The sequence below is a fragment of the Streptomyces sp. NPDC051320 genome, assembly GCF_040682175.1.
Classification (GTDB): domain Bacteria; phylum Actinomycetota; class Actinomycetes; order Streptomycetales; family Streptomycetaceae; genus Streptomyces.
Map to the genome: position 1 here is coordinate 282,066 of NZ_JBFBAL010000005.1, position 26,727 is coordinate 308,792.

Consider the following 26,727-nt stretch of genomic DNA (forward strand, 5'->3'; position numbering starts at 1 on the left):
CATTGTTCGATATAACGAACGCTGAGTGTGCGAGGAGACCGCCGTGAGCCGCATCGACGAACCAACCCCCGCCCCCACCCGGAACCTCGGCCCGCTGGGCAGACGGCATTTCATCGCGACCGCCGCCACCGGCGCCGCGGCCGCGATGCTCACTGCAAACAGCGCCGGTACAGCGCAGGCGAGTGCCTCCCGTGCCGACGTCCACGCCCGGCCCGCACCGGCGAGCGACAGCACCAGCCACCCGTTCCCGCTCGACGCCGTGACCCTGCTCCCGAGCGCCTTCCGCGACAATCAGTCGCGTAACACCGCCTATCTCCACTTCGTGGACATCGACCGGTTGCTGCACACCTTCCGCCGCAACGTCGGCCTGGCGAGCAGCGCACAGCCATGCGGCGGATGGGAGGCCCCGGACGTCGAACTGCGTGGCCACAGCACCGGCCATCTGCTCTCCGGCCTCGCCCTCACCTACGCCAACACGGGGGACCGGGCGCTGCGCGACAAGGGCCGCGAGCTGGTCGCCGCGCTCGCCGAATGCCAGGCCGCGTCCCCGCAGGCCGGATACGGCACCGGGTACCTGTCGGCGTTCCCGGAGAGCTTCTTCGACCGCCTCGAGGCCGGAACCGGCGTCTGGGCGCCGTACTACACGATCCACAAGATCATGGCGGGTCTCCTCGAGCAGTACCGCTCCGCGGGCAGTGAGCAGGCCCTCGATGTCGTGCTGCGCCAGGCCGCCTGGGTGGACGCGCGTACGGCCGAACTCAGCTACCAGCACATGCAGCAGGTGCTGGAAACCGAGTTCGGTGGCATGAATGACGTGCTCGCCGACCTGTACACGGTCACCGGCGACGCGACGTGGCTGAAGGTCGCCGAGCGGTTCACCCATGCCGCCGTCTTCGATCCGCTCGCGAAGAACGACGACCGGCTCGCCGGACTGCACGCCAACACCCAGATACCGAAGATGGTCGGTGCGATGCGGCTCTGGGAGGAAGGGCTGAGCGACCGGTACCGCACCATCGCCGAGAACTTCTGGCAGATCGTCACGGACCACCACACGTATGTCATCGGCGGCAACAGTAATGGCGAGGCGTTCCACGAACCGGACGCCATCGCCTCTCAGCTGTCCAACACCTGCTGCGAGAACTGCAACAGCTACAACATGCTCAAGCTCACCCGGCTGATGCACTTCCGCGCACCCGAGCGGACCGATCTGCTCGACTACTACGAGCGCACTCTGTTCAATCAGATGCTCGGAGAACAGGACCCGGACTCCGCGCACGGCTTCAATATCTATTACACCGGCCTGGTACCGGGAGCCTTCAAGCAGCAGCCGTCTTTCATGGGCACCGACCCGAACGCCTACTCCACGGACTACGACAACTTCTCCTGCGACCACGGCACCGGCATGGAGACCCAGGCGAAGTTCGCGGACACCATCTACACGCACGGCGCCAACACCCTGTTCGTCAACCTCTTCGTCCCCTCCGAGGTGAAGTGGCGGGAGAAGGACATCACCTGGCGACAGACCACCGACTTTCCGGACCGGTCCTCCGTCGCCCTCACCGTTGCCGCCGGGAATGCGAAACACGAACTGCGTATCCGTATCCCGTCCTGGGCCTCCGGCGCGCGCGTCACGTTGAACAACCGCCCGCTCCGGGACCGTCCGCAGCCCGGCAGTTGGCTGGTACTGAACCGCCCATGGCAGACCGGCGACCGGGTGGGGGTCTCCCTGCCGATGCGACTGGCCATCGAGCCGACACCGGACGACCCGGACGTACAAGCCGTGCGGTTCGGTCCGGTGGTGCTCGCCGGTGCCTACGGAGACCGCGCCGCGATGCGCATGCCGCGCCTCGACACGCAGTCCGTGCAGAAGCAGGGCACCGGTGCGGTGCGGTTCACCGCGCGGGCCGGCGGCGACACCGTCACCCTGCTTCCTGTCGCGCGCATGCATCACCAGCACTACAACGTCTACTGGCTGACCGGTGAACCACCGCAGCCTCCGCCGGCGTTCGCCGCCTGGCACCGCTTCGATGAGTCCTCGGGCACCACCGCCGCAGACGCCACCGGCAACGGCAAGGCCGCGCAACTGGTGGACGGCGCCTCCTGGGCCGCCGGGAAGATCGGTGGATCCGTCGCTCTGGACGGCTCGGGCGAACACGTACGGCTCGCGGAGGACGTCCTGGCGGGAGCGTCCGCGTACTCCCTTGCGACCTGGGTCCGGCTCAACGGCCGGCCGCAAGCCTGGAGCCGGATCTTCGACATCGGTACCGGCGTCACGGCCAACATGTTCGTGACCCCGCGCAGCGACGCGGAAACCCTGCGATTCGCGATCACCGTCGCAGGAGGGGGAGCCGAGCAGCGCATCGACGCCGATCCACTGCCGACGGACGAATGGGTCCACCTAGCGGTGACGTACGGTAACGGGACAGCGGTGCTGTACGTGAACGGCCGGGAGGTGGGGCGCAACGAGGAGGTCACCGCCCAGCCGGACTGGTTCGGCAACCACATCCGTGCTGCCTACATCGGCAAGTCCCAGTACCCCGACCCGTATCTCAAGGCCGCCGTCGACGACTTCCGTGTGTACGGCAAGACGCTGACGGCAGCCGAGATCGCGGCCCTCGCCCAGAGCTGACGCCCCGGCCGGCCGGGCCCACCCGCCTCGGCCGGCCTCGCCGCACACAAGCGCTGCCCCGGAGACGCGAGGCTGCAGCCGATCGACTCGCCTGGCACTGTGGTAGGCATGATCGGAAGGCTGCACCACGTGATCATCGACTGTCCCGACCCCGCCGCACTCGCCGCTTTCTACTCGGAGCTGCTGGCACAGCCGGTCACCTATCGAAGCGATGACTGGGTTGTGGTCGCGGCCGGCGAGGCAACCTCGGGTCTCGCGTTCCAGCGTGCGCCCGATCAGCGTCCGCCGACGTGGCCGGACCCCGCGGTCCCGATCCAGCTCCACCTCGACATCATGGTGGAAGACGTCGTCGAGGCCGGACCTCGAGTCCTGGCGCTGGGGGCGACGGAACTCGACGGCGAGAAGCACGTCTACGCCGATCCGGCGGGTCATCCGTTCTGCCTCATCCGCCGACCCGCGTGGGCCCCGCCGATCAGCCAGGACTGATGCCGCCCTGACTCAGCGTGTAGGTTCTCGCGGGCGGGTCCGGTAGTGGCGAATCCACCACGTCGCGAGGCGCGGAACATGCCGAGCACCAGGGTGGCCCGGCCGGCCGTGAAACGCGCCGCGCGCCCTGCACGGCCGGTCCTCCGAGCACCGGGGCCTTCAGAAACCGCCTCCGAAGTCCCCGCCGCCTCCGTCGTTGCCGCCTCCGCCGAAACCCCCACCACCGAAGCCGCCGCCGAAGTCCCCGGGGTCGAAGTCGGAGCCGGACACGTCGCCGCCACCGAAGCTGTCCGGGCCGCCGCCGTAATCGCCGTACCCGTAACCGCCGCCGTAGTACGCGCCATAGCCAGGGCCGGCCATCATGCTGCCCAGCATCGTGCCGAACAGCAGGCCGGGCAGGATGCCGCCGCCGAAGTAGCCGCCCGCCCAGGGGCCGTAGGCCGGGCCTGCTTCCCAGTATGGCCGTCGGCCCATGTCCGTTGCCACGGTGCGGATGTCCGGGTCCCGACCGTCCTGCAAACGTGCGAGGTCAGCGGCGCAGACAGGCACCTCGCGCTCCGCGCCGCCCTGCGGCGCCCACACCGTGTCGGCGACGGAGGGGCCGTGCCTGGGGTCGAAGAAACAGGGCGGACGCCGTTTCGGCAGCGGAGTCCCGTTGCGGCGGCTTTCCAGTGTGGCCAGCGAGAACCGCCCGTCCTCGAGGGCCTCCGTGACACCGCGGACGTCTTCCGGCCGCCGGGCAGCCGCCATGACCGCCTTGGCCTGTTCGTACGCGTCCAGGGCCCGCTGGTAATCCGCTCGCATCGCGTCGTTCGCGCCCTCCTCGTCCGGCCGGAAGTCCAGCCGGTCGAGTTCCTCGCCGTAGGTGGTGATGTCCTCGTCCACGACGATCCGCAGTTTGTCCAGCGCGGCGTGCTGCTCTTCCGCACGCTTGCGCTGCCGGCGCCGGCCGACCGCGTAGAGACCCACCCCGCCGACCAGGACCACCGCACCGATACCGATCAACACGCCCGTCGCGGAGCCGCCGCCCCCGCCACCCCACGACGTCGGCGCCGAGCCGCGAGCGCTGCGCACCGCGATGTCCGTGAAATCGTCGAGCTGCTTACGGGCACTCTCGCCCTGAACGGCGGTGACCGCGGACCGGACGGACTGGCCGCTCATGACGCTGGAGTCCGCTCTGGCATCGAAGCGGTTCCCGAGGCGGATGGCATACACGCCGGTGATGCCCGTCCTGGTCCGCAGATTCCTGAAGAGCTGCGACGTCGGCGTATCCGCCGGCAGTACGGCCACGAAGACGGCCTTGTCCGCGTCCTTGATCCGCTTGGCCAGGGCGTCCTGGTCCGCTCGGGAGACCTGGTTCCGCATCGAGGGGTCGACGTACACAGGCCCCTTGCGCAAGGCGTCCGCGACGGCGGAGAGATCGGAGTCGGCTCGGGCCACCGGGGCCGTCGTCACGACGGTACCGAGCGCCAGGAGCAGAGCGGCCACGGCCGTGATCAGCTGAAGAACACGGTGCGGTGGCTCCCACCGGAGAATGTTCATACATTCGACGCTAGCCCGGATCGCACCCCACAGCCGACCGGAGACCGGAAGCGGACCGCCCGCGGCCCCCGACCCACACGCGGTTCTGCCGGCCGTCGCGGGGCGGCGGCCGACAGAACCAGCTTGATGGATGAACCGGAGCCACTACCACCCAGCAGGCCGCGACGTATACGAGTCGGCCCACCCCGTACACCAGTCCGTTGCCTGAATTGCGCCGCTCCGTGGGGTAGAGCTCGGGTGTGTACGCATAGAGCAGCGCGGCGAAGGTCCGGATGAGGGCGTTGACGCAGAACCCGAAGGCCACGATGGCCACCGTGTTGAACGTGAGCCCATACGCGAGTCCGCACGGCCGAGCCGGCCCGGACTCTCCGGCAACCGGGCGACCAGGGGCAGGGCGAGCAGTCCCAGCGCGCCGAAGACGAACACGAATCGCCGACAGCCCCATGCCGGTCAGCAACCGCGCAGCGGCCAGCGTCGGCACACTCCACGCCACCGCGTTGAGAGTCCCGTGATGGGGCGGCCGATCAGGTCCAGCACGCGTGCGTCGTCGTCGATGCGCAGATCGCCTTCCTGCTCGCCCGGCTGCGTGACCACCCACTCACCCCGTCGGCCAGGGCCATTGCGGACATCCTCGTCGAGACCGCCGCGACACTGCGTCCGTGACGCAAGGCCGCCGCCCCGCCCGGCATACGGCGACTGCGGTCCGGTCGTCCGTCGGAAGGCATGCGCTGACCGGCCCTCAGCCGGCCGGCCACGCCCAGCGCATGGGCCCCGGCACTCGGGGAAGGCTGGGGGCAGATGCCCCGCCCGATCAGACCGTTGGACCCTGGGAGGCCACATGCTTCATCGACGTCGCGCGGATGTTCCCTTGATATCGGCGACGGGCGGTGGCGGTCGATGACCTCCCTGCCCGGTTCCCTGCCCGAGGACCTGGCGGGCTCCGGCGGGACGGACGTCCCCGAGGTGCACTTCCGGCCCTTCGACCGCTGGCAGGCCGATGATCACCGTGAGGAGCTTGCGGATCTCTACGTGGCGGCCTCCCCGGCCACGCCCGGCGAGGAATACCAGCGTCGGGAGGACTTCCTTGCGCGTCTGGAAGCCGATACCCGGCGGCCGGGATTCACGATGTTCATCGCAGAGACATCGACGTTGGTCGCATGTGCCTACGGTTACCTCGTGGACCGAGACGGTTCGTGGTGGCCCGAGCTGGAGACCGGCCTGCCGCCCAGCGTGGAACAACTGACAGCAGCGGGCGAGGTGTTCGCCGTGGCGCAGCTGATGGTGCTCGCCGACCACCGGCGCAGCGGTATCGGGGCCAGCCTGCGCGATCAGCTGTTGTCCGACCAGGAAGCGACGGTGGGCGTCACCCTGGTTGAGCAGGCAGATGACGACGGCCTGGCCGTGTGCCGAGCCTGGGGCTGGCAGGACATCGGCGGCACCGCGGCAACCATGGACGGGCCCCCGCTCCGGGCCTTCGTGCAGCCGCTGGAGCGGTCCGACCGCTAGCCGACCGGACTTCGGCGGTGACCTGGAGGTGAGAGAGGCGAAGGCGGCAGCGCCGCGGTGCGTCCCAAAAGCCTTTTTGTCGCCTGTTCACTGTCGAAATGAGTCTCACTAGTGTCTCTCCCGAGCAGGGCACCGGCGTCCTGCCGACGAGGGAGGACGTGACTGTATGACCAGCTCCGAGAACGGGTGGCATGTCGGCCGGCGGTCCCTGTTGGCCGGCGTCGTCGGCTCCCTGGGAATGGCCGCGGCGCTGCCCGCGACCGCCGCGCAGGCGGCTCCGACGGAGGGCTCGTCGATGCGGCGATATCCTTCGAACCGGCCCGACCTCGAGCCCTACGGCCTGGCGGACTCCCGGCTGGATCTGTGGCCACGTGACGACAACTCACTCATCCTCCCGCTCGAGCTGCGTCCCCGTGATGAGGAGCGGGGCCGGGTCTGGATGCGGGACACCTACGTCAACTGCTTCGTCGTCGACGGTCGTCCGACCTACGTCGCCACCGGCACCACCCGCGTGCCCGGCCTCGAAGCGGCCGCCCCGTGGAACGACGGAATCTTCGTGTGGCTGGCCCCGTCCCTGCAGGGTCCATGGCGGCTGGCGGACACGACCGGCATCCGGCCCGGAGCCGAGAAGGGCAAGGTGTGGTCACCCGAGTTCGTCGGCGAGAACCGGTCCGGGCGTACGGTCGTCGCTCCCTGGCAGGAGTACTGGTACGACGACCAGTTCGGCAAGCGCGGCGAGGCATGGGCCCCGGAGCTGCACTACTTCCGCGGCAGGTGGTACATCGTCGCGTGCATGGGCGACCACTCCCGAAAGGTCGGTTCGTTCATGCTCGTGAGCGACGGCGGGGTCGAGGGACCCTACCGGCTCATCGAAGGGAACCTCGACAAGCCATTCGGCGACTCGTTCATCGGGGGACCCAAATTCATCGAACCAGGTGCCTACCACCACATCGACGGCGGCCTCTACAGCGAGGGCGACGACGCATGGCTCGTGCTGCACAACAACTTCTACGCGAAGTTCCGGGATGACATGGAGGACATCACTCCGGCGACGAACCTCCCGCAGTTCCAGCAGACGCCCTACTCACCCGAGCCGTATCTCGAAGGTGCGTACGTGTTCAAGTACGGGGGCAAGTACTACCTCGTCCAGTCCGCGTGGGACTGGACATCCCTCAATTCCGACGGCAGCACGCGGTACGCCTACGCCCCGCCCGTCCCCGGTCGCGTGCAGTACCAGTACGACGCCGTCGTCGCCGTCTCCGACCACTTCGAAGGCCCCTACTCCAAGCGGTGGACCGCGGGTGTCGGCGCCGGTCACAACAACTTCTTCGTCGATGGCAGCGGCCACCTGTGGGCGACGTTCTTCCGCAACCCGGCTGCTGGTTACTGGTCCGACCCGTCCCGTGTCGCCGACACCGCCGTGCCCGGCGTCGTGCGGCTCGAATGGACCGGACCGCAGGGCAACCGGCTGTACGTCCAGCGCCGGAACCACGGACGCGCGATCAGCGGTTGAACACCTCGCGGCGGTCCGGCTCTCCGTGGACGGAGGCCGGCCCCGCCGCCGTGCGTGACGGCGCCGCATGGTCGCTATGGCATCGATCCGGAGGCGTCGTTGGCGCAGCGGAACCCGAGATTGCCCGACGAGGACTCCGCGGTGTTGGAGGAGCGCGCGGCGACCCGGTAGCGGTTGCAGTACGAGTCGTGGCACAGGTAGGAGCCGCCGCGCATGACTCGTGCCGTCCCGGTCTGCGGGCCGTGCGGGTCGTCCAAGGGGGCTCGGGCGTAGTAGGTGGGGGAGAACCAGTCGGCGCACCATTCCCACACATTGCCGGCGGTGTTCCACAGGCCGAAGCCGTTCGGGCGGTAGGACTTGGCGGGTGCGGTGGTCAGATAGCCGTCCTCGGCGGTGTTGGTGTGGGGGAAGCGGCCCTGCCAGATGTTGCAGCGCCACCGGCCGTCGGGGTTGAGCTCGTCGCCCCAGGCGTACCGGCGGGCGTTCAGTCCGCCGCGCGCGGCGTACTCCCACTCGGCCTCGGTGGGCAGACGCTTGCCGGCCCAGCGGGCGTAGGCGCTCGCATCGTTCCAGGAGACGTGTACGACGGGGTGGTGCTGCCGGTCGGTGATATCGGAGCGGTCGCCCTCGGGCCGGCGCCAGTGGGCTCCGCGGACATTGATCCACCACGGGGCACCGACGGCGCTGCCGAGGATGTCGGCAGAGGAGGCGGCGACCACGAGGTGGAAGACCGCGGAGGACCCGTAGCGCTCGGCCTCGGTGACGTAACCGGTGGCTTTGACGAAGGTCGCGAACCGAGCGTTGGTCACGGCGGTCTCGTCCATGTGGAAGGGCCTGACCCGTACCGGGTGGACGGGTGTCTCACCGTCGGCGGGATAGCCCTCATCGAAGGCGTCGCCCATGGCGAACTCGCCGCCGGGCAGGCTGATCTGGCCGCGTAGTGAGCGACGGCGGTCAGGCCGGACCGGCATCGGCGGCACTGCGGGAGGGGCGGAGCCGCGCGTGGCGGCCGATACGTTCGTGGGGGCGCAGCAGGGGTGGCGCTCGTGGGCCATGGTGACGTCCTCGATGGCGGGTCGGTGGGCCGTCCCGCGGGTCGGTTCGATCCTGCGAGCTGTCTTCGTCGTCACCTCTTCTGTGCCTGGTAGGTGGACTCGTCGAGCCCGCTCAGGGTCGGGTCGTGTGCCACCTCACCGACGTCGTACATCGACGTCATCCAGTGGTAGAAGTTGTCGCCGCGCTTCCGCAGGACGTCGTAGAGCCGGCGCATCATCCGGGAGCGAATCTCCACCTGTTCGGGGTGGGTGTATACGTTCAGCAGCTCGTCCGGGTCGGTCCGCAGGTCGTAGAGCTCGTTGACCGAGTCGGGGTTCACGACGAGTTTGTACCGGTCGGTGCGCAGCATGCGCTGCGGGTACGGGAAGTGGTGGCCGTGGAACTCGCAGACGATGTCCTCGTCCCACGGCACCTCCTCGCCGTGCACGAGCGGTAGCAGGCTGCGCGAGTCGACGGCCGGCCCCGGGTCGATGCCTGCCAGCTCCAGGATGGTGGCGGTGCAGTCGATCAGGCTGACGAACTCCGGGCGCACGACACCGGCGGGCGCGCCCGGTACGCGGAGCAGGCCGGCCGTGCGGTAGATGTCCTCATACATCGCCGGGCCCTTGTCGTGCAGCCGGTGAGATCCGGTGAACTCGCCGTGGTCACAGGTGAAGAACACGGCGGTGTCGTCCACCAGGCCCAGTTCCTCCATCGCTTTCATGACGCGGCCGATCTGCATGTCGATCAAGGCCACGTAGCCCCAGTAGACGGCGATGAGCTTGCGGGTCGTCTCGATCGGCAGGGTGTCGAAGGTCCAGTGCGCGCTGTAGTTGCGCTGCACCGGAGGTTTGCCCTGGAAGGTCTCCGCGATGGACCGCGGCAGTTCCACGTCCGCCGGGTCGAACAGGTCGAAGTACTCGTCCGGGAGGATGTACGGCAGGTGCGGACCGAAGAAGTGCAGCGCGAGGAAGAAGGGTTGCTCACGCTCGCCTGCGTCCGCGGCGTACTGTTCAAGCTTCTGTATGGCGCGGGTGGCCAGGTAGTGCTCGAAGGTGGCCTCGACCGGCTGGTGCAGCCGGGCGGCGAGCAGGTTACCGGGGCCGCCGTTGGGCAGGGTGCCGCGGATCCGGTCGCTGATCTCGTACGGCGGAAGGCCGTGCTCGCTGAGGTAGGCGAGGTAGTCCGGGTGGTCCACCGGGTTGTGCCAGCCGGGCAGGTCCGGGCCGTCGAAGCCGTAGTCGGCCGCCGTCCGCTCGTTGCCGACATGCCATTTGCCGATGAGCCCGCAGTTGTAGCCGTTCTCCCGCAGCGCCCGGGAGAACGTGAACTGGTCCTCCGGCAGATCCTCGATGTAGCCGACGTTGCGTTCGTGGTTGGCCAGCAGCTTGTGCCGGAAAGGAGCCTGCCCGGTCAGCAGGCTGGCCCGGGCCGGGGCGCAGATCGCGGTCGGGGTGTACCAGCGTTCGAAGCGGGTGCCGGTGGCGGCGAGTTCGTCGAGGGCGGGGGTGCGCGCCAGCCGGTTGCCGTAGGCGCCGAGCGTGTCCGCCCGGTGCTGGTCGGTCATGAGGAAGAGGATGTTCCTGGGCGTGCCGGAGGGGGTCACTCTCCTGCTCCCGTGAAGAGATCGCCGGTGTAGTAGGTCTTCGGATCGACCGGTCGCTTGAGTTTGCCGGCCTGGACGAAGTAGTCGTTCATTCCCTTGAGCCATTTGTCGATGGTGCCGTCCTTGGTCAGCGCGTCCAGCTTGGTCAGATCGAGGAGTTCGACGTTGGCGGCATCCGCTTTCACCTGTTCCACCGGGATACGGAGTTTGGCGGCGGTGAGCTCGATGGCCTCGGCCGTATGCGCGGAGCGGAACGCGATCGCCTCCCGAAGCACGGCGAGAACCTTTTTCACCTTCTGCGGATGTTTGGCCACGAGATCGTTGCCCGCGACGAAGGCCGTGGGGAAGGAGACCTGCTCGGCGAAGTCGGAGTTCTTCGCCAGTTCGACGAGGTCCGGCACCTGCTTCTTGATGGTCGCGGCCGCGGGATACCAGAAGCCAGCGGCATCCACCTTCCTGGCGGAGAACGCCGAGACGATGGTCGAGGGATCCATCGGAACGATCTTGAGGTCACTCTTGCTCATCCCCGCCTTTTCCAGGGCCAGGGTGAGGATCATGTCGCCGGAAGTGCCCTCGGGCACGGCGACGGTCTTGCCCTTGAGCTGTTTCATGGAGGTGATGCCCGGCTGGGCGAGGACGCGGTCGGCGTTGCCCAGGGTGTTGATCGCGACGACCTTCGCCTGGCCGGAAGCGGGCAGCCACATCGCACCGGGGCCGATGTACCCGAAGTCGAGATGGCCGGTGCCGAGGGCCTGGATCTGCAGCGGCCCATTGGTGAAGACCCTGCTTTCGGCCGAGAGACCGTGTTTGCTCCACAGACCCTTGGCGTCGGCGATGGCGATGAGGCTGGTGCCGTTGAAGTCGCCGATGTACCCGATGCGCACCGCTTCACCTCCCTTCCCGGAAGAGGAGTCGCTGCCGCAGGCGGTCAGGAGGGCGGAGGCGGCGAGGCCGGCGACCGCTGCGGTGAAGCCTCTGCGTGAGGTGGCGAGGGGCATACGTGCATCCCTTGTGGTCAGGCCGTCGTCGACGGCTGGGAGACGGCGGTGCGGCCGTCCTGGTGATAGACGGAGTGCCACACGCGATTGCGTAGGGCGGCGAACTCCGGACTGAGGCGGAACTCCTCGTCCCGCTTCTGGTTCCGGCCGACTTCGATGACGTCGTAGACGCGCCCGGGACGGGCGGCCATGACGATCACGCGGTTCGCCAGGAAGACGGCCTCGTCGACGTCGTGAGTGATGAACAGGACCGTCCGCTTCTCCTTGCTCCAGGTATCCAGGAGCTGCTCCTGGAGCTTGACCCGGGTGAGAGCGTCCAGCGCGCCGAACGGCTCGTCCATCAGCAGGATCGAGGGGTTGACGGCGTAGGCGCGTGCGATGGCGCACCGCTGCCGCATACCGCCGGAGAGCGTCTTCGGGAGTGAGTCGGCGAACTGATCAAGCCCGACCAGGCTGATGAAGTGCTCGGTCCGGGCCCGGCGTTCGGCCTTGCGCATGCCCGCGGTCCGCAGGCCGAACTCGACGTTCTGACGGACGGTGAGCCAGGGGAAGAGAGCGTACTGCTGGAAGATCACTCCGCGCTCGGGCCCCGGCCCGGACACCGGTATGCCGTCCACCAGGGGCCGGCCCCTGGACGGCTCCTCCAGTCCGGCGAGGATGTTCAGCAGGGTGCTCTTGCCGCAGCCGGAGGGGCCGACGACAGTGACGAACTCGTTGTCCGCGATGTCGAGCGAGACGTCGTCGAGAGCGGTGAACGTCTCGCGTCCCAGGGCGAAGGTCTTGGTGACGCCCTGGACGGATATCTTGGCCGGGTTGCTGGTCATCGGCGTTCCTGCCATCCGGTGAGCTTGCGTTCTGCGAGGAGGAGGATGCGGTCCATGAGGAGCCCGAGGATTCCGATCGAAATGAGTGCGACGAAGATGGTCGGCAGGTCGTAGTAGAGCTGGGCGTTCTGCATCCGGTAGCCCAGGCCTTTCTGAGCCGCGATCAGCTCGGCGGCCACCAGGGTGGCCCAGGCCGAGCCGAGGCCCACCCGCATGCCCACGAGGATGAACGGCGTGGAGGCCGGTACCACGACGCGGGCGAAGATCGTCATGTCCTTGGCGCCGAGGACCCGGGCGGCGTTGATCAGTGTCCGGTCGACGTTGACCACGCCCTGAAACGTCGAGATGACGCACGCGAGGAACGCGGCCAGGAAGATGACGAAGATTTTCGGGGTCTCGTCGATGCCCATGACCACGATGGCCATCGGAATGATCGCCAGCGGCGGGATGGTTCGGAAGAACTGGATCCACGGCTCGATCAGGCCACGCAGCACCGGGTACCAGCCCATCAGAAAACCGACCGGCACGGCCACAGCCGTGCCGAGCGCGAAGCCGATGAGCACCCGCGTCAGGCTGGCGACGACGTCCTCGCCGAGCGTCCCGTTGCCGATCAGCGTCCACCCCTGCGACACGACCTCCGGCGGTGTCGGCAGCTTGAAACCTGCGTCTGCCAGGCCCCACCAGATCGCGATACCCAGCGCGACGGACACGGCGTTCAGAACCAGAGGCAACCCGCGTCGACCCGAAGGCGAGCGCTGCGCTGCGGTTTTCGTATCGCCGACGGCCCCGGAGCCGGCCGAGGCCCCTGACTCCTTGTCCGGTACCGGGCCCGGCCGGCCGGCGCCCTGCTGGTCAACGACGGACATGCGCGGCTCCTTCGGTGGTGGTGTGGTGTGCATCGGAACGGCCCGTCACGTCGGCGGTTGCGGGATACCTGGCCAGGAGGGGGGAACTGTGGAAGACCGCTGCGAGGGCACCGATGGCGCCGTCGTCGTCGGAAAGCCGTGCCGCCTCGACGACGGGACGGGTCGGTGCCGTCGGGAAGAGCTCGGTGGCGAGGGTGGCGGCGACCTGCTCGACGAGTACGGGCGCGAACCGGGTGATCTCGCCGCCGATGACCACCTTCGCCGGGTTGAGGGTCATCGTCGCTGCCCCGACGACACGTCCCAGCGCCACAGCCGCCTCCCGCAGCACCCGCTCCGCGACGGGGTGCGCGGCAGCCACAGCGGACGCCAGATCCCCGAGGTCCTCCAGGCGGAGGCCGAGCACCCGGCAGGCGGCGAGGATCCCGGGGACCGAAGCCACGGTCTCCAGGCAGCCGCGCTTGCCACACCGGCACGGCCGGCCCGTCGGCTCGACGGTCACGTGCCCCAGCTCGCCCGCCAGCCCCGACGAGCCGGTGACCAGTTGGCCGCCGACGACGAGGCCACCGCCGACACCGTCCGACACGCGCACGTACACCAGGTCGGCGACACTGTCGGTGCCGCTGATCGCCTCCGCGAGGGCGGCCAGGCGGGTGTTGTTGTCCACGACCACCGGCGCGTCGAAGCGCTCGGCAAAGGCCATGTCGACGCCCTCCGGGGCGGGGCGGAGCACCGACGCCTCGGAGGTGGCGCGGGACCAGGCCCCCTCGGGGACCGGGTAAGGGCCCGGTACGCCGATCCCGATGCCCTGGAGCGCTCCGTAGTGGACGCCGGCCCCGGTGCTCAGCCGGTCGACCAGCCCGAGAGCCAGCTCGGTTCGCGTCCGCCAGGACGCCGTGTCGTCGTAGCGGACGGACCCCGAGACCATGATCTCGTGCGAGGCATCGGCCACGACGACGTGGACCCGCCGGTGGCCGAAATCGACGCCCATGAACTGTCCGGAGGCCGGGTCGAGCGCCAGCCGTTCGGCCGGCCGCCCGCTGCCCTCACGCCTGGCGGCGTCGGTGTCCACGACCACGATGGCGCCCCGTTGGCGGAGGCTGCCGGTGATCTCCGAGAGAGTGGTCCTGGACAGACCGACGAACCGGGCGATCTCGCCGCGGCTCATGGCGCCGTTCTCCCTCAACGCACGCAGCACCCGTTCTTCATGGGTACGCCTGACCAACGCGTGCACTCCCGTGGGCATCTGCATGCCGGTCAAGGTAGGAACCCCGAATTATTCCGTCAACACTCCGACAGAATAAGGAATTGCAACGGTGCACCGCAGGAGAAGCCGACCCCACGCCCGCAGTCAGGCGGCGAATACCTGGGAGTCGTCGGCGAACGCCTTGAACTCCAAGGCGTTGCCGGCCGGGTCGAGGAGGAACATGGTCCATTGCTCGCCCTGCTGACCCTCGAAGCGGACGTAGGGCTCGATGACGAACTCGGTGCCCACCGCGCGCAGCCGCTCCGCGAGCTTCCGGAACCCGGAGAGCGGCAGGATCAGGCCGAAGTGCGGCACCGGAACGTCATGGCCATCCACCGGATTACGTATGCGCTGGGCGCGCTCCGGCGCGAGATGCGTGACGAACTGGTGGCCTTGCAGATTCCAGTCCACCCAGGTGTCCGCGCTGCGGCCCTGCTCCAAGCCCAGCACCTCACCGTAGAAGCGGCGCGCGGCGGTCAGGTCGTCGACCGGCACGGCCAGGTGGAACCGCGGGATCGGAGAGTCGAGAACGGTCATGTCACTGCCTTCCTGCGAGCAAACGGAACGGGCCCCGTGGGGCTCCGCGGCCAGTCTCCCGGTGTTCGCCGCCGTCGGCCAGGGGCGCCTCGCGGACGCGTAGAACGGCCGTCACGGCACCGTAAGATCATTGACCGTAAGCAAGAGGGGGAACGACGTTGAGCGACACTCCGAGTCCGTCGAGCACGGGCCATGGGGGTACGGGGACCGTCAGGAACGGGCCGGCCAAGGTGAGTGTGTTCTTCGCACTCGGTGGCATCGCCTCACTGGGAAACTTCTACACGGGCGTCGCCTGGCTGAATCCCGGCATCTTCGTCGGCATGGCCATGTTGTGTGCACTCGTCGCCATCGTTACGGGACACATCGGTCGTTTCCGAGGCCGCCGACTGCCGCAGAAGGAGGGCCGCGGTGTCGCACTGTCGGCCATCCTGGTCGGCTGGCTGCTGCTCCTCGTCTGCCTGCTGGCGGGCCTCGCCTACTTCGGGCTCATGGTGGGGCTGGCCTACCTGAGCACAGCCGTCTGAGGCCGGCCGCGTACAGCGCCGGCCTCAGCGTGCTCACTCCGGGTCCGGGTGACCACCGTTGCTGATGCCGGCCCCGCCCCGAGCTTGATTCCTGCGTTCCGCCGGCTGCTCAGCCGGTGATGCTGATGTGCGAGGCGAGCGCGGTGACGTCGAGGTCACCGTTGTCGACCCACTGGGGGAACTTCAGGGTCTTGTGGGTGGTGGCGGCGGGCGGGGTGACCACGAGGTAGGAGGCGTGCCTGGCGCCGGAGGTGCCGGTGTTGGCGTGCGTCCAGGCGATGACCGCCTCGGCACTCTGACCGCTCTTGAGGGTCAGCGTCTGCTTGGCCGGGCCCTTGGTGTACCAGGTGCTGCCCCAGTGCACGGAGGAGGCGACTGTGTGGTGGCCTGCGTCCTGGAGCCCCAGTCCCGGGTATCCACGCAGGTCGCAGGCATGGCTGCTGGTGTTCTTGAGCTTGAGGACGACCCCCTGGTGGTTCATCCCGCCGGCCAGGCCCTGCCCGAAGGAGGCCGAGAGTCCCGAGGTGGTGCAGGTAGGCACGGTTCGGCTTCCCGCCGCCTGTGCGGCCCCGGCTCCGACGAAACCGAGTCCGGCAACGGCGACGACGGCTAGCCCCGCACCCCCGAGACGGCGGGCTGTACGGATACGGGGTGCGCGGGCGCGCGTGACCGTGCTGGTCCAGTGCTGCTCAGCCATGGCGATCGATCTCCACTCTCACCTGTGCGGTTCGCGTTCTTGTCGCGTTGTACATGAAGTGTGATGCGGCCGACGGCGAGAAAGTTCACGGCAATTTCGGACAGGTGTGGAGGCACCCGCCACAGCGGAACGGGTGCAGGTCCGTCACTGTCCGCGTTCGGTGCACGATCTGCTGGTGTGGGCGAAGCTGCCTCGAGTGTTATTCAATGAAGTGTGCGGTCCGGGATTTCGGGGGCTCCGTCGCACGGGTTCGGGTAAGTCCCGGCAAGGTGCCGGGGTCGGCGAGCGAGCTGAGAGAGCCGCATGGACTCCACATCCTCCCCCTCGTCCTCGTCCTCGTCGCCGTTCGACCTGGTCAGCAGCGCCCTGGGGCACTACCTTCCGCGCGGTGGAGCGGCAGCGTCCGCCGGTCCTGCCGATTCGCAGGGCGAACCCACCGCCCCCGATCCAGGAAACGCCGGTCTGACGGCGGGGCATCAGGAGCAGATCCTCGGTGCCGTCAACCTGGACCGGGATCTGAGGATCACCCGCTGCAATCTGGATGCCCCTGTTTTCGCGGGGCTGAATGCCGTGACCGGTAGCCCTTTCGTCGACCTGCTGCCTCCCGGCGACGTCCCGACGGTCACACGGCGGTTGCAGCAGGTGCTTGACACAGGGGAGGCGCACGTCGCCCGGGTCCAGCGCCTGCGGCGCGGTGACGGGTCCGAGTTGGTCGTCTCGATGAGCATCCTGCCCGCCGCTGCGCCTCAGGAGGGCTTGACCGTCTCCGTGATCGCCATGGCCAGGAGGCTGCACCTGTACGCCGCCGAGACCGCGGTCGGCACCTCGCTGGACATCGGCGACACCGCGCAGTCCCTGGCGGAATCCCTGCTGGCCTGGGGAGACGTGGCGGCCATCGATCTCGACTTCGCCGTGTGGACGGGCGAGGCGGTCACTGAGCAGGCGCAGGAGCGCATCCGGCTGCGGCGGGCGGCTCTGGTGCCGGACCGGGCGTGGCCCGAGGGCTACGTGACGTTGGGTGACGACCTGCCCGGTGACGCGAGTCGCCTACTGTCCCTTGCCGTCCGGCGTGATGACGTCCCGCAGGCCATCGTCATCCCTGACCGGGAGGCGCTCGAGCGGGTGCTCGGCGATCCACGGCTGGTGCGTGCTCTGGTGCCCGGTGAGCGGCCGGCGAGCGTGGCGTGCATACCGCTGGTCCTGGCGGGCCTGGACGGCGCGCCGCCCGTCGTGCTGGGCGTGGCGGAGGTCTGGCGGCGGGCGGACCGCCCCTTCCACGACAGTGAGCTGTTCGACCTGCAGGAACTGGTGGCCAGGACCGCCCATCACGTCGACCTGGCCCGCCAGCATCAGCGCGAGCACACGCAGGTGCTGGCGTTGCAGCGTCGGCTGCTGCCGCGGGCCGGCGGCGACACCATCGAGGTCGCCAGCGTCTACCAGCCGACGACGCCCGACAGCGCGGGCGTCGGCGGTGACTGGGTGAACAGCTTCCCGCTGCCGGGAGGCAGTACTGCTCTCGTGGTCGGAGACGTCGTGGGGCACGGCCTGGGAGCCGCGGCGGTCATGGGTCAGCTGAGCATGGAGGCCCGCGCGCTGTTGTCCGCGGGGCTGGCGCCCGACGAGGTGCTGGGGCACCTGGACGAGACCGTGACAATGCTGGATGAGGCGGAATCCGGGCTGGCGGCCGGCTACAGCGCCCTCGGGTCGACCTGCTGCATCGCCGTCTACGACCCGGTCCGCCACCAGGTGGTGCTGTCCAGCGCCGGCCACCTCCCCCCGGTCCTGGTGCTCCCGGACGGGGGCGCCAACACGCTCGAGGTCCGCCCCCACCCCAGCCTGGGCGCCGAATTCGCGTTGCGGGAGCCGTTCGACGTGCACACGTTCGCCGCACCCCCGGGCTCCCTGATCGCCCTCTACACCGATGGCCTGGTGGAGGATCCCGCCGTCTCGATCGACGAGGGCATCGGCAGGCTGGCGGATACCGTGCGCATGGTGCATCCCTGGGACGACCTGCAGCAGGCCGCTCGGCGCGTGGTCGCCGAACTGGCGGCGCAGAGCCATCCGCGCGACGACGTGACCTTGCTGCTCGCCCGCATGGTCGGCTGTCGCAAGGGGGACACCGCGACCTGGCGGCTGCCCGCCCGCGACGACGCGGCCGCCCGGGCTCGCACGCTGGTCTCCGCGCTTCTGCGGCAATGGGGCACCAGGGATGACACCCGGGACGGTGTGCTGCTGTTGATCAGCGAGCTGGTCACCAATGCGGTCCGCTTCGCTACCGGGCCCATCACGGTGCGGCTGATCAGGGCCGGTCGTGGCCTGCTGTGCGAAGTGGGCGACACCGGCAACGGCAGGCCGCGGCTGGGCCGCGGCGGGGTGCTCGACGACAGCGGGCGCGGCCTGCACGTGGTGCACAAACTCACCACCCGGTGGGGGGTGCGGTGGACAGACACGGGCAAGGTCGTCTGGGCGGAAGTCGCCCAGTAGCGCGGTCGAGGCACCGGTGGCACGGCTGACGCGCTCGTCAGGCGGCGCGACCCTTACGGTCGGCCCAACCGGTGGCACGGCTGCCGCGTGCTTGCGCTACAGCCACTCTCCCTCCACGGCGGTGGCCGTCAGGCCCGGGGCCGCCGCGAACAGCACGGCACGGTTGCCCGGCTGCTGCCCCGAGTCGTGCGCCCGCCGCAGGATGTCGAACACGGCGGCGCCTCCGCGGTTGCCGCTGGTGTAACTGTCCCGGCTGTAGTCCAGCAGCCCCGACGGCCACTCGCTCGGCATCGTCTGCTCCATGTACTCCAGCACCCGGGTCCCGCCGGGGTGCGCGAGCAGAACGTCGGGGTGCCAGGAGTCGGGGTCGTCCTGGTGACGGACCCGCAGCCACTCCCACATCGCGGTAACGGTGTCCTGCACAGCGCGCGGCCCGCGCCGGTCCATCACGAAGTGGGTGCCGTCGGCCCGCGTCTCCAGGCGGTGCAGGTCCTGGGTGCTGGGCAGGGTGTGGTGCCAGGCCGCGTCCAGCCGCAACACCGACTCTGGCCTTTGGCGGCCCGTGACGACGGCGGCGACCGCGGTGTCGGCGAACAGCAGCCGGACGATCAAGGATTCCAGAGTGTCGTCCGCGGGCTGGTAGGTGGTGCTCAGCGCCTCCGCGATCACGACCAGGACGACCCGGTCGGGGTCCGCGGCCACGAGATCCGCCGCCAGCGCCAAGGAGCGAGTCCCGGCGATGCAGGCCCACTGCGTGGCTGGAAGCAGCATCACGTCGTCGCGGAGCGGAAGCTTGTTGGCCAGGGCGACGTCCAGACCCGGCAGCGCCGGTGTGGTGGAGTGACTGGTGATGAGGCAGTCGACGTCGGTGGCGTCCAGCCCGGCGCTCTGCAGGGCCCCGCGCGCTGCACGCTCCCCATAGGACTGCACGGCCTCCCAGGCCGGCGCGGTGCGCTCCTGGACGGTCTGCGGCGCAGGTATCGCCTCAAGGCTGGCGATCACACGGTCCACGTCCTGCTCGGTGAACCCGTCGCGGGCCAGCGCATCTCGGGCCGGGCCGATGCCCGGAGCCCCCAGGCCATTCCCGCTACCGGGCGCGACGGCCGTCTCCAGCGGCAGCATCCATCCGCGGGTGTCGATGCCCGTGCTGGCCGCGATTCCGTCGATCCGCGGCGCCCATGCCGCGTGCGGGTGCCGGCCGCGCACTTCCGCCGCTATCTGGCTGGTCTCCACGGCGTAGTCGCCGTGTATCACCGCGGGAGGAGACAGATAAGCAGTCAAAATTCGCACCTTTCTGCGCAGAACGATGGGGATGCCACGCGTGCTGTGACATGGCTCACTTCAACAGTTCGTACTCAAGTCGATGCCATTGCGCTCCACTTCGGAGGTCGGCATCTGTTCCGAGCATGCACGCTAAAGGGACATTTCCGCTGTGAGCCACGCAACTTGGGCATTCTTTGGATGTGTGACACGAGGCACACCGCCGGAGGCGGGAGCGCGGCATCGCCGGCGGCGTCCCCGGCGTCTCGGCGCCGAACCACTGCCGCGCGGCACGGCACTCCAAAGAGGCCCAACCTTCCCTGCGTCCACCGGTGATGGCGCTATGGCGGACGGGACCCAGCGGCGTGCCGCCACCCCTCGGAGCGGGATATGGCGGCACGCCTGGGCTACGCAAGGGCTCGCGTGATCAGTAGCGAGCGGGCGGGGGTCAGGTCAACGACGGTTCCCGTGGTCCTCGTTGCGGTGGTCGCGGCCGTGGTCACGGTGGTCGCGGTGGTCACGGCGGTGGTCGCGGCCGTGGTCACGGTGGTCGCGGTGGTCACGGCGGTGGTCGCGGCCGTGGTCGCGGTGGTCGCGGCCGTCGTTTCGGTGGTCGCGGTGGTCGCGGTGGTCGCGGGCCGAGTGGGAGTGCTCCTGGTGGTGACGGCCACGGTCGTGTGCGGAGGCCGGCGTCGCCATCGCGGCGATGACGGACCCAGCCAGCAGGACGGTGGCAACGAGACGACGGACGGAATGAGAAGCAGACAAGTGATGTCCCCTCAAGTACAGGCGCTCGGGCCCAGGTCAGGGCCATGCGCGGTGCGGTCCCGGCTCAACAAGCCGGGGAGACCACACTCTGAAGCCTGGACCCCTGGCTGAGGCGCAGACTTCAGCTCACTTTACGCAATGCGGACATTTTCGTAACCAACGCCTGTGCAGTTTCACCGCACCGTCCGGGCGGCGCCGCTGGTGATCCGGGATCGCCCTCGACCACTTCTCTAAGCGCTTAACCATATGTATGCTCGGGCGCCCTGCGTGAGAAACCTGGGAGGCAGCCGGTGAAGAGGACAGACCGTCGGAGCAGCGACAGTTCGGGGGCGTTGTCCAGGCGGCGACTGCTGGGCGCTTCCATCGTCGCGGCCGCAACAGTGGGAGCCGAGGGGACCGGGGCACAGGACGCCTTCGCGGCGGAACATGGAAGCGGCCAAACCGCTGCCGCACACGAGTCGCTGTCCGCTGCCCCGCGTGACCGGACTGTGCTCTGCCTGCTCGGCACCGCCGGCGGCCCGCCACCGGTCACCACCCGGACCGGCACCGCCGCCGCACTGTCGGTGCGCGGCCGGGTGTACGTCGTCGACTGCGGACGTTCCGCCGTCACGCAGTACGGGCGAGCCGGGCTGAAGTTCGGTGATCTGGCCGGGGTGTTCATCACTCATCTGCACATCGACCACATCGCGGACTACCCGAACTTCGTCCTGCTCGCGGCGCATGGCCGCAACGACGTCGGCGATGCCGCACCCACCCCGTTTCCCGCCTACGGGCCGGGGTCCGCCGGCGCCCTGCCCGTCGGACGCGGCGACGGGGCGCCGCCGGTCGACCCTGCCGACCCCGTGCCGGGGCTGCGGGAGCTGACCAGGGATTCGCTGAACGCCAGCGCCTACAGCAGCAACATCTTCAGCCGGGAGTCCGGAGCCTCGGACCCGCGTACCCGTGTACAGGTGCACGAGATCACTGTGCCGGACGTGGCGGCCGACCCGCTCGGCGACCGCGCGCCGGACATGGAGCCGTTCCCGGTCATGGACGACGGAACGGTGCGGGTCAGCGCGGTGCTGGTGCCGCACGGCCTGGTGTACCCGAGCTTCGCCTACCGCTTCGACACCCCGGACGGATCGGTGGTGTTCTCGGGCGACACCGCCCCCAGCAACAACCTGGTCCGCCTCGCCCGGGGCGCTGACATCCTGGTGCACGAGGCTATCGACCTGGACTTCTACCGACACAGTTCCGGCTACAGCCAGGCGTTGTTGGACCACTTCGCCGCCGCGCACACCGACGTCTCGCTGCTCGGGCAGATCGCCGAGCGGTGCGGGGTCTCGATGCTTGTGCTGACCCACCTTGTCCCGGCGGACACCTACCTGGTCCCGAATGCCTCCTGGCGTCGCCGGGCGGCGAAGGGGTTCAGCGGGCGGGTGGTGGTCGGAAACGACCTTGACCGGATACCGCTCTGACTCCCGCTGCGGCCTTCGCCTCCGACGGCGGCAGCGGCAGCGGCGGGGGCGAAGGAGCAGCGGTCCCGGGGCAGGGCCGGGCTGCCATGTGGAAGTCAGCAGCTCTGCCAGAGTCGGGTCATGACGCGGACGCCGAAGCGCAGGCCCTCCAGCGGGACGCGTTCGTCCACGCCGTGGAAGAGGCGGCCGTAGTCCAGGTCGTGCGGGAGCTTGAGGCCCTTGAAGCCGAAGCAGCGGATGCCGAGGTGGGTGAAGGCCTTGGCGTCGGTGCCGCCGGGGTTGCAGTACGGGACCGGGTGGCCGTCCGGGTCCTCGGCGCGGACGGCTGCGCACATGGCGTCGACGAGCGGGCCGTCGAACGTCGTCTCCAGCGCGATGTCGTGGTTGACCCATTCGCGGGTGACCGAAGGGAGGAGAAGCTTGTCGATGGTGTCGATCAGTTCCTGCTCGTGGCCGGGCAGGAAGCGGCCGTCCACCCGGGCGGTCGCCTTTCCGGGGATGACATTGGTCTGGTAGCCGGCGTTGAACAGGGTGGGGTTCGCGGAGTTGCGGAGCACCACCTGTATGAAGTCGGAGACCGGACCGAGTTTGTTGAGGCTGCTCTCGATGTCGTTCTCGTCGAACTCGACACCGAACAGACGGGCTGCCTCTTCGAGCAGGGCGCGGACCGGTTCGATCAGGCGGATCGGGAAGGTCTCGCGGCCGATGCGGGTCAGCGACTCGGCGAGGTCGGTGACCGCGTTCTCGTCGTTGGGCGACGAGCCGTGGCCGGCCCGGCCGGTGGCGGTGAGTTCCATCCAGGCCATGCCGCGCTGGGCGTTCTCGATCGGGTAGAGGCGACGGGTGTCGTCGATGGCGAAGGAGAAACCGCCGCCCTCACCGATCGCTTCGGTGACCCCGGAGAAGAGCTCCGGCCGGTGCTCGACCAGCCAGTGGGCGCCGAACCTGCCGCCTGCCTCTTCATCGGCGAGGAAGGCGAGGACCAGGTCGCGCGACGGCTTGGTGCCGGTACGGGCGAAGTGACGGGCGGTGGCCAGCATGACGGCCACCGTGTCCTTCATGTCGATCGCACCGCGGCCCCACAGATACCCGTCGCGGATCTCGCCGGAGAACGGCGGTACCTGCCACTCGGAGGCGTCGGCGGGTACGACGTCCAGGTGGCCGTGGACCAGCAGGGCACCGCGCTCGGGGTCGCTGCCCGCGATCCGGGCGATGACACTGGCACGGCCCGGGGCGGACTCGATCAGCTGGGAGCCGATACCCGCATCGGCGAGGCGCCCCACCACCCAGTCGGCGCTCGCGCGCTCGTCGCTGGTGGGGTTGGAGGTGTCGAACCTGATGAGTTCGCTGCACAGTTCGATGACTTCGTCCTGGGCCTCGTCGGAGGCCGGGACGAACGAAGCGGTGGTGCCGGGGGTGGTCATGCTGCTCCCACAGAGGTTGTCGCGTGGGCGGCGGGGACCGCGCTGTCCTCATCCGCCAGGGTGGAGGTGCCGTACGGCTTCACCCAGCCCAGCAGGCCCAGGACGCTGTACAGGATGAAGGCGGTGGCCAGCGAGTTCAGGGCCGGGATGCCGCCGTCGTAGAACTTGCCGACGCAGAACGCCGCGATCCAGATGGCCAGGGACATCGGCACCCAGGTCGGCGATGACGTCGGCAGCGTCTCGGCCTCACGGGTGGCGTCCAGCGGCGCCCGCATTCGCTTCACGACCCAGTACTCGGCCACGATGATCCCGCCGACCGGCGGGATCGCGACGCCCAGGATGGAGAGGAACTCGGTGAAGTGGGTCATGATCCCGACCGCGGACAGTACCGTGCCGGCGATGCCGAGGGCGATCGTGACCGCGCCGCGGTGCATCCGCTTGCCGAAGACGACCTGGAAGAAGTTGACGACGCCGAGGGATGAGCCGTACAGGTTCCAGTCGTTGATCTTGGCGGTGGACATCAGGACCACGATGACACCGAAGGCACCGGAGGTGGACAGCACGATGTGCGAGACCTCGTTGCTCCGCACCAGGTGGCCCAGGAGTACACCGGTCAGACCGACGATGTACTCGGAAAGGATCATCGACGAGGCGCTCTGCAGGAAGACGTGCGAGCCCTTCCTGTTGTACCGGGTCATCTCCGGGGCCACGATCGCGCCGGTCATGAAACCGCCCGCGATGGCGGTGGCGGCGACGGCGAGCGGGATCGTCCGGCCGGGGGCCGGCGAGTGGATCAGGTCGCTGAGGGAGTGGTCCTTCAGTGTCGCGATGATCGACCAGGCGACCATCGCGAAGAAGAGCGGCGTCACGACCTTGGCGAAGACGGCCATATAACGGAAGCCGAAGATCACCAGGGCGGTGATGGCGATGCCCGCCAGTACGCACCACATCCAGGACGGGCCGCCGACCAGCGCCGAGACGCTGGTGCCGAAGATCGTGTTCTGGACGCCGAACCAGCCGACGAGACTGACCGCGATGACAAAGCTGACCAGCGCCGAGCCGTTGCGCCCGAAGCCGACCCAGCGGGTCAGCAACGGGGTCGCCAGACCCTCGCGCATCCCGGCCAGGCCGATCGCGAAGATCACGACCTCCAGGATCACAGCGCCGAGCGTGAAGGCGAGGAAGGCGTTCCCGAAGGTCATGCCGACACCGATGGTGGCGCCGAGGGTGAACTGCGATATCGAGCCGGACTGGGCCAGCCACTGCAGCAGCATGGACCAGAACCCGAAACGCTCGTCACGCGGGACGCGGGAGAGCGCGTAGTCGTCGCTGCCGATGCTCTTGGCCTCGGGGGCCAGTGCCTCGGCCTGCGGGGCGGCTGCCATCAGGACTCCTGGGGTGTACGGCCGAAGGTCTGCAGGTGAGCCAGCGACCCGTAGCGGTTGACGAGGTTTTCGAACTCCACCGCGTCGTGGAAGTCCAGGTGGCCGTTGCCGTAGGCCTTGGCGACCTCCACGGCGTAGCGGGCGGCGGATGCGATGTCGCTCTCGTGACTCGCGCCCGTACCGCAGCCCGGCACCGCGGCGGCCGAGGTGATGGCAAGGCCGACGACCGGGGCGGCCGTCGCGGTGGAGGGCTGCAGGATCGAATTGATGTGGTGTGCCCCATTACCGTATGGGGTGATGTCCTGCGTGGTCACGGGGTACGTGACCAACGGCTCACCGGTCACCACGGCCAGCAGCTCACCGAGCTGCTCGCTGACCCGGAGCACCCAGCCCTGCTTGACGGTGGGAGACAGGGCGAGGCCCTTGTGGTTGATGATCCGGTTTCCCTTGGTGGTGTCGATGGAGAGCACGGCCTCCATCTCGCCAGTCACCTCGTGGCGGTTCATGGTGGCGATGTCCACGGGCGAGCCCATGAACGGCACCGGATCGTGCGGTTCGGTCGGCGCGTTCGGGCAGATGTGGGTCGCGACGATCACGTCGCCGGGCAGCACGTCGCCCCGGCGGCGCATGTCGAGCAGCTTGGCCGCGGTGGCGATGGCGGAGACCGCGCCGTCGGCGTCGGAGACCATGCCGGTCACCTCGGGCCGGGCGCCGATCCCGCCGAGCCGGCCCACCACGCCCAGCGTGCGGGCGCCGCCTCCGGATGTACGCCCTCGGGCGCCCGGGATGCGGACCATCACGAAGTCCGTCGAGCCCTGCTCGCCGGCGACTGTGGTCACCTGTGCGGACGAGCCCTCGGCCCCGGCTACGGAGTCGAGGTAGTCGACGACTGTCTTGCCATTGACCTGGGGATCGTCCAGCAGATCGACGATGTCCAGCACGTGCTTCAACATGGGGGCCTTTCTCACTCATCCGGGCACCCGGGCCGACACCCGACAGGGCGCGCGGGGCTGGGTGCTGAGGCCACATTCGGGATCGGATAGCCTTGAGCGCAACTGTTTCCCGTTATTTGCAATTCAGGTCTGAATGGTGAGATGACGATGGCGGATTTCGATCTGGACCGGCGCACCCCGGCCGGGGCTCTGCAAACCGTCGACCGGGCGCTCCTGGTACTGCTCGCCTTCGAGCGGACCCGGCCCGACCTGGGCGTGAGCGAGGTCGCCGAGGAGTTCGGCTGGGACACCTCGGTGGCCCAGCGGCTGCTCGCCACTCTCGCGGGGCGCGGCTTCCTGGTCTCGGATCCGGTTACGCGCCGCTACCGCATCGGCCCCGCCGTGCTGCGCCTGGGCAGACTCTGGGAACGCTCCGGATCGCTGGAGCTGCTGGCCGGACCGGTCCTGGAGGAACTGCGCCGGGTCACCGGCGACACCGTCCTGTTCTGTCTGCCGGACAGCTTCCACATGCGGTGCGTCGCCGCGGAGGAAGGGGAGGCAGGGCCGCTGCGCTACTACCCGCTGGTCGGCGAGCTCTACCCGGCGCACGCCGGGGCCACCAGTAAGTCGTACTACGCGTATCTGCCCGACGAGCAGCGCCACCGGCTCTTCCGGGGCCGCCCGATGGCCCGCTTCACCGACCGGACGGTCACCGATCCGGACCGGCTGGAGGAGGAGCTCCTCAGGGTCCGCGCCCAGGGATACGCCTGGACGGTCGGCGAGTACGACACCGGTATTGCGACCGTCGCCGTCCCGGTCTTCCTCGGGCGGGAACCGTACGGGAGCCTCAGCCTCGGCGGCGCCGAGGCGCTCTTCCGCGGGGCGCCGGAGGACCGGCTCGACGCGCTGCGCCACGCGGCCCAGCTGCTGGAGAGGCGGCTCACCCACCCTCCGCAGCGCCCGAAGCCGCGCGCCCGCCGCCCCCGCACCGACTGACGCATCAGAACAAAA

At 69.1% G+C, this 26,727-nt stretch carries 22 protein-coding genes; 8 read left to right on the forward strand and 14 right to left on the reverse strand.

The genetic code is table 11. The features are described 5' to 3' along the window. Window positions 1-145 precede the first annotated feature (145 nt). Window positions 146-2,629: a beta-L-arabinofuranosidase domain-containing protein gene (locus AB0M87_RS14040; RefSeq protein ID WP_365852683.1), complete on the forward strand. Its 2,484-nt coding sequence runs from the start codon at window positions 146-148 to the stop codon at window positions 2,627-2,629. Window positions 2,630-2,737: 108 nt separating this feature from the next. Beyond that, complete coding sequence (locus AB0M87_RS14045; RefSeq protein WP_365852379.1) at window positions 2,738-3,115, forward strand: VOC family protein; 378 nt, start codon at window positions 2,738-2,740, stop codon at window positions 3,113-3,115. A gap of 159 nt (window positions 3,116-3,274) precedes the next feature. Here AB0M87_RS14045 and AB0M87_RS14050 read toward each other — a convergent pair whose 3' ends face one another. After that, entirely contained in the window at window positions 3,275-4,657 is a 1,383-nt protein-coding gene (locus AB0M87_RS14050) for a hypothetical protein (protein WP_365852381.1), read from the reverse strand. An 897-nt stretch (window positions 4,658-5,554) separates the two neighbouring features. Between AB0M87_RS14050 and AB0M87_RS14055 the strand changes: the two genes are divergently transcribed. Together AB0M87_RS14055 and AB0M87_RS14060 are read left to right on the forward strand one after the other, a co-directional pair. Continuing rightward, entirely contained in the window at window positions 5,555-6,163 is a 609-nt protein-coding gene (locus AB0M87_RS14055; RefSeq protein ID WP_365852383.1) for a GNAT family N-acetyltransferase, read from the forward strand. A gap of 166 nt (window positions 6,164-6,329) precedes the next feature. Beyond that, the gene (locus tag AB0M87_RS14060; RefSeq protein WP_365852385.1) at window positions 6,330-7,676 is read left to right on the forward strand and encodes a family 43 glycosylhydrolase; all 1,347 of its coding nucleotides are present in this window, start codon (window positions 6,330-6,332) and stop codon (window positions 7,674-7,676) included. Between the two features lie 74 nt (window positions 7,677-7,750). On the opposite strand, the gene AB0M87_RS14065 is transcribed toward AB0M87_RS14060, so the two are convergent. The 7 genes from AB0M87_RS14065 to AB0M87_RS14095 all read right to left on the reverse strand — a co-directional run bounded on the left by AB0M87_RS14065 (window position 7,751) and on the right by AB0M87_RS14095 (window position 14,785). Further along, on the reverse strand, window positions 7,751-8,647 hold the full coding sequence (locus tag AB0M87_RS14065) for a formylglycine-generating enzyme family protein (RefSeq protein ID WP_365852685.1): 897 nt from the start codon (window positions 8,645-8,647) through the stop codon (window positions 7,751-7,753). Between the two features lie 155 nt (window positions 8,648-8,802). Further along, entirely contained in the window at window positions 8,803-10,317 is a 1,515-nt protein-coding gene (locus AB0M87_RS14070) for a sulfatase-like hydrolase/transferase (protein ID WP_365852387.1), read from the reverse strand. Further along, window positions 10,314-11,315: an aliphatic sulfonate ABC transporter substrate-binding protein gene (locus AB0M87_RS14075; protein WP_365852389.1), complete on the reverse strand. Its 1,002-nt coding sequence runs from the start codon at window positions 11,313-11,315 to the stop codon at window positions 10,314-10,316. Before AB0M87_RS14075 ends, AB0M87_RS14070 begins: the two co-directional genes overlap by 4 nt. A gap of 17 nt (window positions 11,316-11,332) precedes the next feature. Further along, window positions 11,333-12,139, reverse strand: coding sequence for an ABC transporter ATP-binding protein (locus AB0M87_RS14080; protein ID WP_365852391.1), 807 nt, complete (start codon window positions 12,137-12,139; stop codon window positions 11,333-11,335). Continuing rightward, window positions 12,136-13,005, reverse strand: coding sequence for an ABC transporter permease (locus AB0M87_RS14085; RefSeq protein WP_365852393.1), 870 nt, complete (start codon window positions 13,003-13,005; stop codon window positions 12,136-12,138). The genes AB0M87_RS14080 and AB0M87_RS14085 overlap by 4 nt, the downstream gene beginning before the upstream one ends. Further along, window positions 12,992-14,254 carry an ROK family transcriptional regulator gene (locus tag AB0M87_RS14090; protein ID WP_365852395.1) on the reverse strand — a complete coding sequence of 421 codons (1,263 nt, stop codon included), beginning with the start codon at window positions 14,252-14,254 and terminating at the stop codon, window positions 12,992-12,994. Before AB0M87_RS14090 ends, AB0M87_RS14085 begins: the two co-directional genes overlap by 14 nt. Window positions 14,255-14,353: 99 nt before the next feature. Beyond that, a complete protein-coding gene (locus AB0M87_RS14095; RefSeq protein WP_365852397.1) occupies window positions 14,354-14,785 on the reverse strand; it encodes a VOC family protein in 432 nt (143 codons plus the stop codon). A 230-nt stretch (window positions 14,786-15,015) separates the two neighbouring features. Between AB0M87_RS14095 and AB0M87_RS14100 the strand changes: the two genes are divergently transcribed. Further along, window positions 15,016-15,309, forward strand: a complete 294-nt coding sequence (locus tag AB0M87_RS14100) for a hypothetical protein (RefSeq protein ID WP_365852399.1) — start codon at window positions 15,016-15,018, stop codon at window positions 15,307-15,309. Between the two features lie 109 nt (window positions 15,310-15,418). Here the strand turns inward: AB0M87_RS14100 and AB0M87_RS14105 are convergent, their stop codons facing one another. Beyond that, a complete protein-coding gene (locus AB0M87_RS14105; protein ID WP_365852401.1) occupies window positions 15,419-16,006 on the reverse strand; it encodes a DUF4232 domain-containing protein in 588 nt (195 codons plus the stop codon). Between the two features lie 303 nt (window positions 16,007-16,309). Between AB0M87_RS14105 and AB0M87_RS14110 the strand changes: the two genes are divergently transcribed. Continuing rightward, window positions 16,310-18,490, forward strand: coding sequence for a SpoIIE family protein phosphatase (locus AB0M87_RS14110; protein WP_365852403.1), 2,181 nt, complete (start codon window positions 16,310-16,312; stop codon window positions 18,488-18,490). A 96-nt stretch (window positions 18,491-18,586) separates the two neighbouring features. Here AB0M87_RS14110 and AB0M87_RS14115 read toward each other — a convergent pair whose 3' ends face one another. Both AB0M87_RS14115 and AB0M87_RS14120 read right to left on the reverse strand, forming a co-directional pair. After that, the gene (locus AB0M87_RS14115; protein WP_365852405.1) at window positions 18,587-19,771 is read right to left on the reverse strand and encodes a type III polyketide synthase; all 1,185 of its coding nucleotides are present in this window, start codon (window positions 19,769-19,771) and stop codon (window positions 18,587-18,589) included. A gap of 386 nt (window positions 19,772-20,157) precedes the next feature. Beyond that, window positions 20,158-20,421 (reverse strand): hypothetical protein, encoded by a 264-nt coding sequence (locus tag AB0M87_RS14120; protein WP_365852407.1) that lies wholly within the window; start codon window positions 20,419-20,421, stop codon window positions 20,158-20,160. 387 nt (window positions 20,422-20,808) lie between these two features. Here AB0M87_RS14120 and AB0M87_RS14125 point away from each other — a divergent pair, with 387 nt between their 5' ends. Beyond that, a complete protein-coding gene (locus AB0M87_RS14125; RefSeq protein WP_365852409.1) occupies window positions 20,809-21,975 on the forward strand; it encodes an MBL fold metallo-hydrolase in 1,167 nt (388 codons plus the stop codon). A gap of 95 nt (window positions 21,976-22,070) precedes the next feature. Here the strand turns inward: AB0M87_RS14125 and AB0M87_RS14130 are convergent, their stop codons facing one another. Genes AB0M87_RS14130 through AB0M87_RS14140 form a run of 3 tightly spaced genes read right to left on the reverse strand, consistent with a single transcriptional unit; the run spans window position 22,071 to window position 25,737 of the window. Beyond that, the gene (locus AB0M87_RS14130) at window positions 22,071-23,399 is read right to left on the reverse strand and encodes a M20/M25/M40 family metallo-hydrolase (protein WP_365852411.1); all 1,329 of its coding nucleotides are present in this window, start codon (window positions 23,397-23,399) and stop codon (window positions 22,071-22,073) included. Further along, entirely contained in the window at window positions 23,396-24,784 is a 1,389-nt protein-coding gene (locus AB0M87_RS14135) for a cytosine permease (RefSeq protein WP_365852413.1), read from the reverse strand. The genes AB0M87_RS14130 and AB0M87_RS14135 overlap by 4 nt, the downstream gene beginning before the upstream one ends. Then, window positions 24,784-25,737: a DUF1177 domain-containing protein gene (locus tag AB0M87_RS14140; protein WP_365852415.1), complete on the reverse strand. Its 954-nt coding sequence runs from the start codon at window positions 25,735-25,737 to the stop codon at window positions 24,784-24,786. The genes AB0M87_RS14135 and AB0M87_RS14140 overlap by 1 nt, the downstream gene beginning before the upstream one ends. A 147-nt stretch (window positions 25,738-25,884) precedes the next feature. Between AB0M87_RS14140 and AB0M87_RS14145 the strand changes: the two genes are divergently transcribed. Beyond that, window positions 25,885-26,712 carry an IclR family transcriptional regulator gene (locus AB0M87_RS14145; RefSeq protein ID WP_365852418.1) on the forward strand — a complete coding sequence of 276 codons (828 nt, stop codon included), beginning with the start codon at window positions 25,885-25,887 and terminating at the stop codon, window positions 26,710-26,712. Window positions 26,713-26,727 lie beyond the last annotated feature (15 nt).

Coding starts and splice junctions, on each gene's coding strand:
- AB0M87_RS14040 (WP_365852683.1), top strand. CDS start 146: ATGCTCACTGCAAACAGCGCCGGTACAGCGCAGGCGAGTGCCTCCCGT.
- AB0M87_RS14045 (WP_365852379.1), top strand. CDS start 2,738: ATGATCGGAAGGCTGCACCACGTGATCATCGACTGTCCCGACCCCGCC.
- AB0M87_RS14050 (WP_365852381.1), bottom strand. CDS start 4,657: ATGAACATTCTCCGGTGGGAGCCACCGCACCGTGTTCTTCAGCTGATC.
- AB0M87_RS14055 (WP_365852383.1), top strand. CDS start 5,555: ATGACCTCCCTGCCCGGTTCCCTGCCCGAGGACCTGGCGGGCTCCGGC.
- AB0M87_RS14060 (WP_365852385.1), top strand. CDS start 6,330: ATGACCAGCTCCGAGAACGGGTGGCATGTCGGCCGGCGGTCCCTGTTG.
- AB0M87_RS14065 (WP_365852685.1), bottom strand. CDS start 8,647: ATGCCGGTCCGGCCTGACCGCCGTCGCTCACTACGCGGCCAGATCAGC.
- AB0M87_RS14075 (WP_365852389.1), bottom strand. CDS start 11,315: ATGCCCCTCGCCACCTCACGCAGAGGCTTCACCGCAGCGGTCGCCGGC.
- AB0M87_RS14080 (WP_365852391.1), bottom strand. CDS start 12,139: ATGACCAGCAACCCGGCCAAGATATCCGTCCAGGGCGTCACCAAGACC.
- AB0M87_RS14085 (WP_365852393.1), bottom strand. CDS start 13,005: ATGTCCGTCGTTGACCAGCAGGGCGCCGGCCGGCCGGGCCCGGTACCG.
- AB0M87_RS14090 (WP_365852395.1), bottom strand. CDS start 14,254: ATGCAGATGCCCACGGGAGTGCACGCGTTGGTCAGGCGTACCCATGAA.
- AB0M87_RS14095 (WP_365852397.1), bottom strand. CDS start 14,785: ATGACCGTTCTCGACTCTCCGATCCCGCGGTTCCACCTGGCCGTGCCG.
- AB0M87_RS14105 (WP_365852401.1), bottom strand. CDS start 16,006: ATGGCTGAGCAGCACTGGACCAGCACGGTCACGCGCGCCCGCGCACCC.
- AB0M87_RS14110 (WP_365852403.1), top strand. CDS start 16,310: ATGGACTCCACATCCTCCCCCTCGTCCTCGTCCTCGTCGCCGTTCGAC.
- AB0M87_RS14130 (WP_365852411.1), bottom strand. CDS start 23,399: ATGACCACCCCCGGCACCACCGCTTCGTTCGTCCCGGCCTCCGACGAG.
- AB0M87_RS14135 (WP_365852413.1), bottom strand. CDS start 24,784: ATGGCAGCCGCCCCGCAGGCCGAGGCACTGGCCCCCGAGGCCAAGAGC.
- AB0M87_RS14140 (WP_365852415.1), bottom strand. CDS start 25,737: ATGTTGAAGCACGTGCTGGACATCGTCGATCTGCTGGACGATCCCCAG.
- AB0M87_RS14145 (WP_365852418.1), top strand. CDS start 25,885: ATGGCGGATTTCGATCTGGACCGGCGCACCCCGGCCGGGGCTCTGCAA.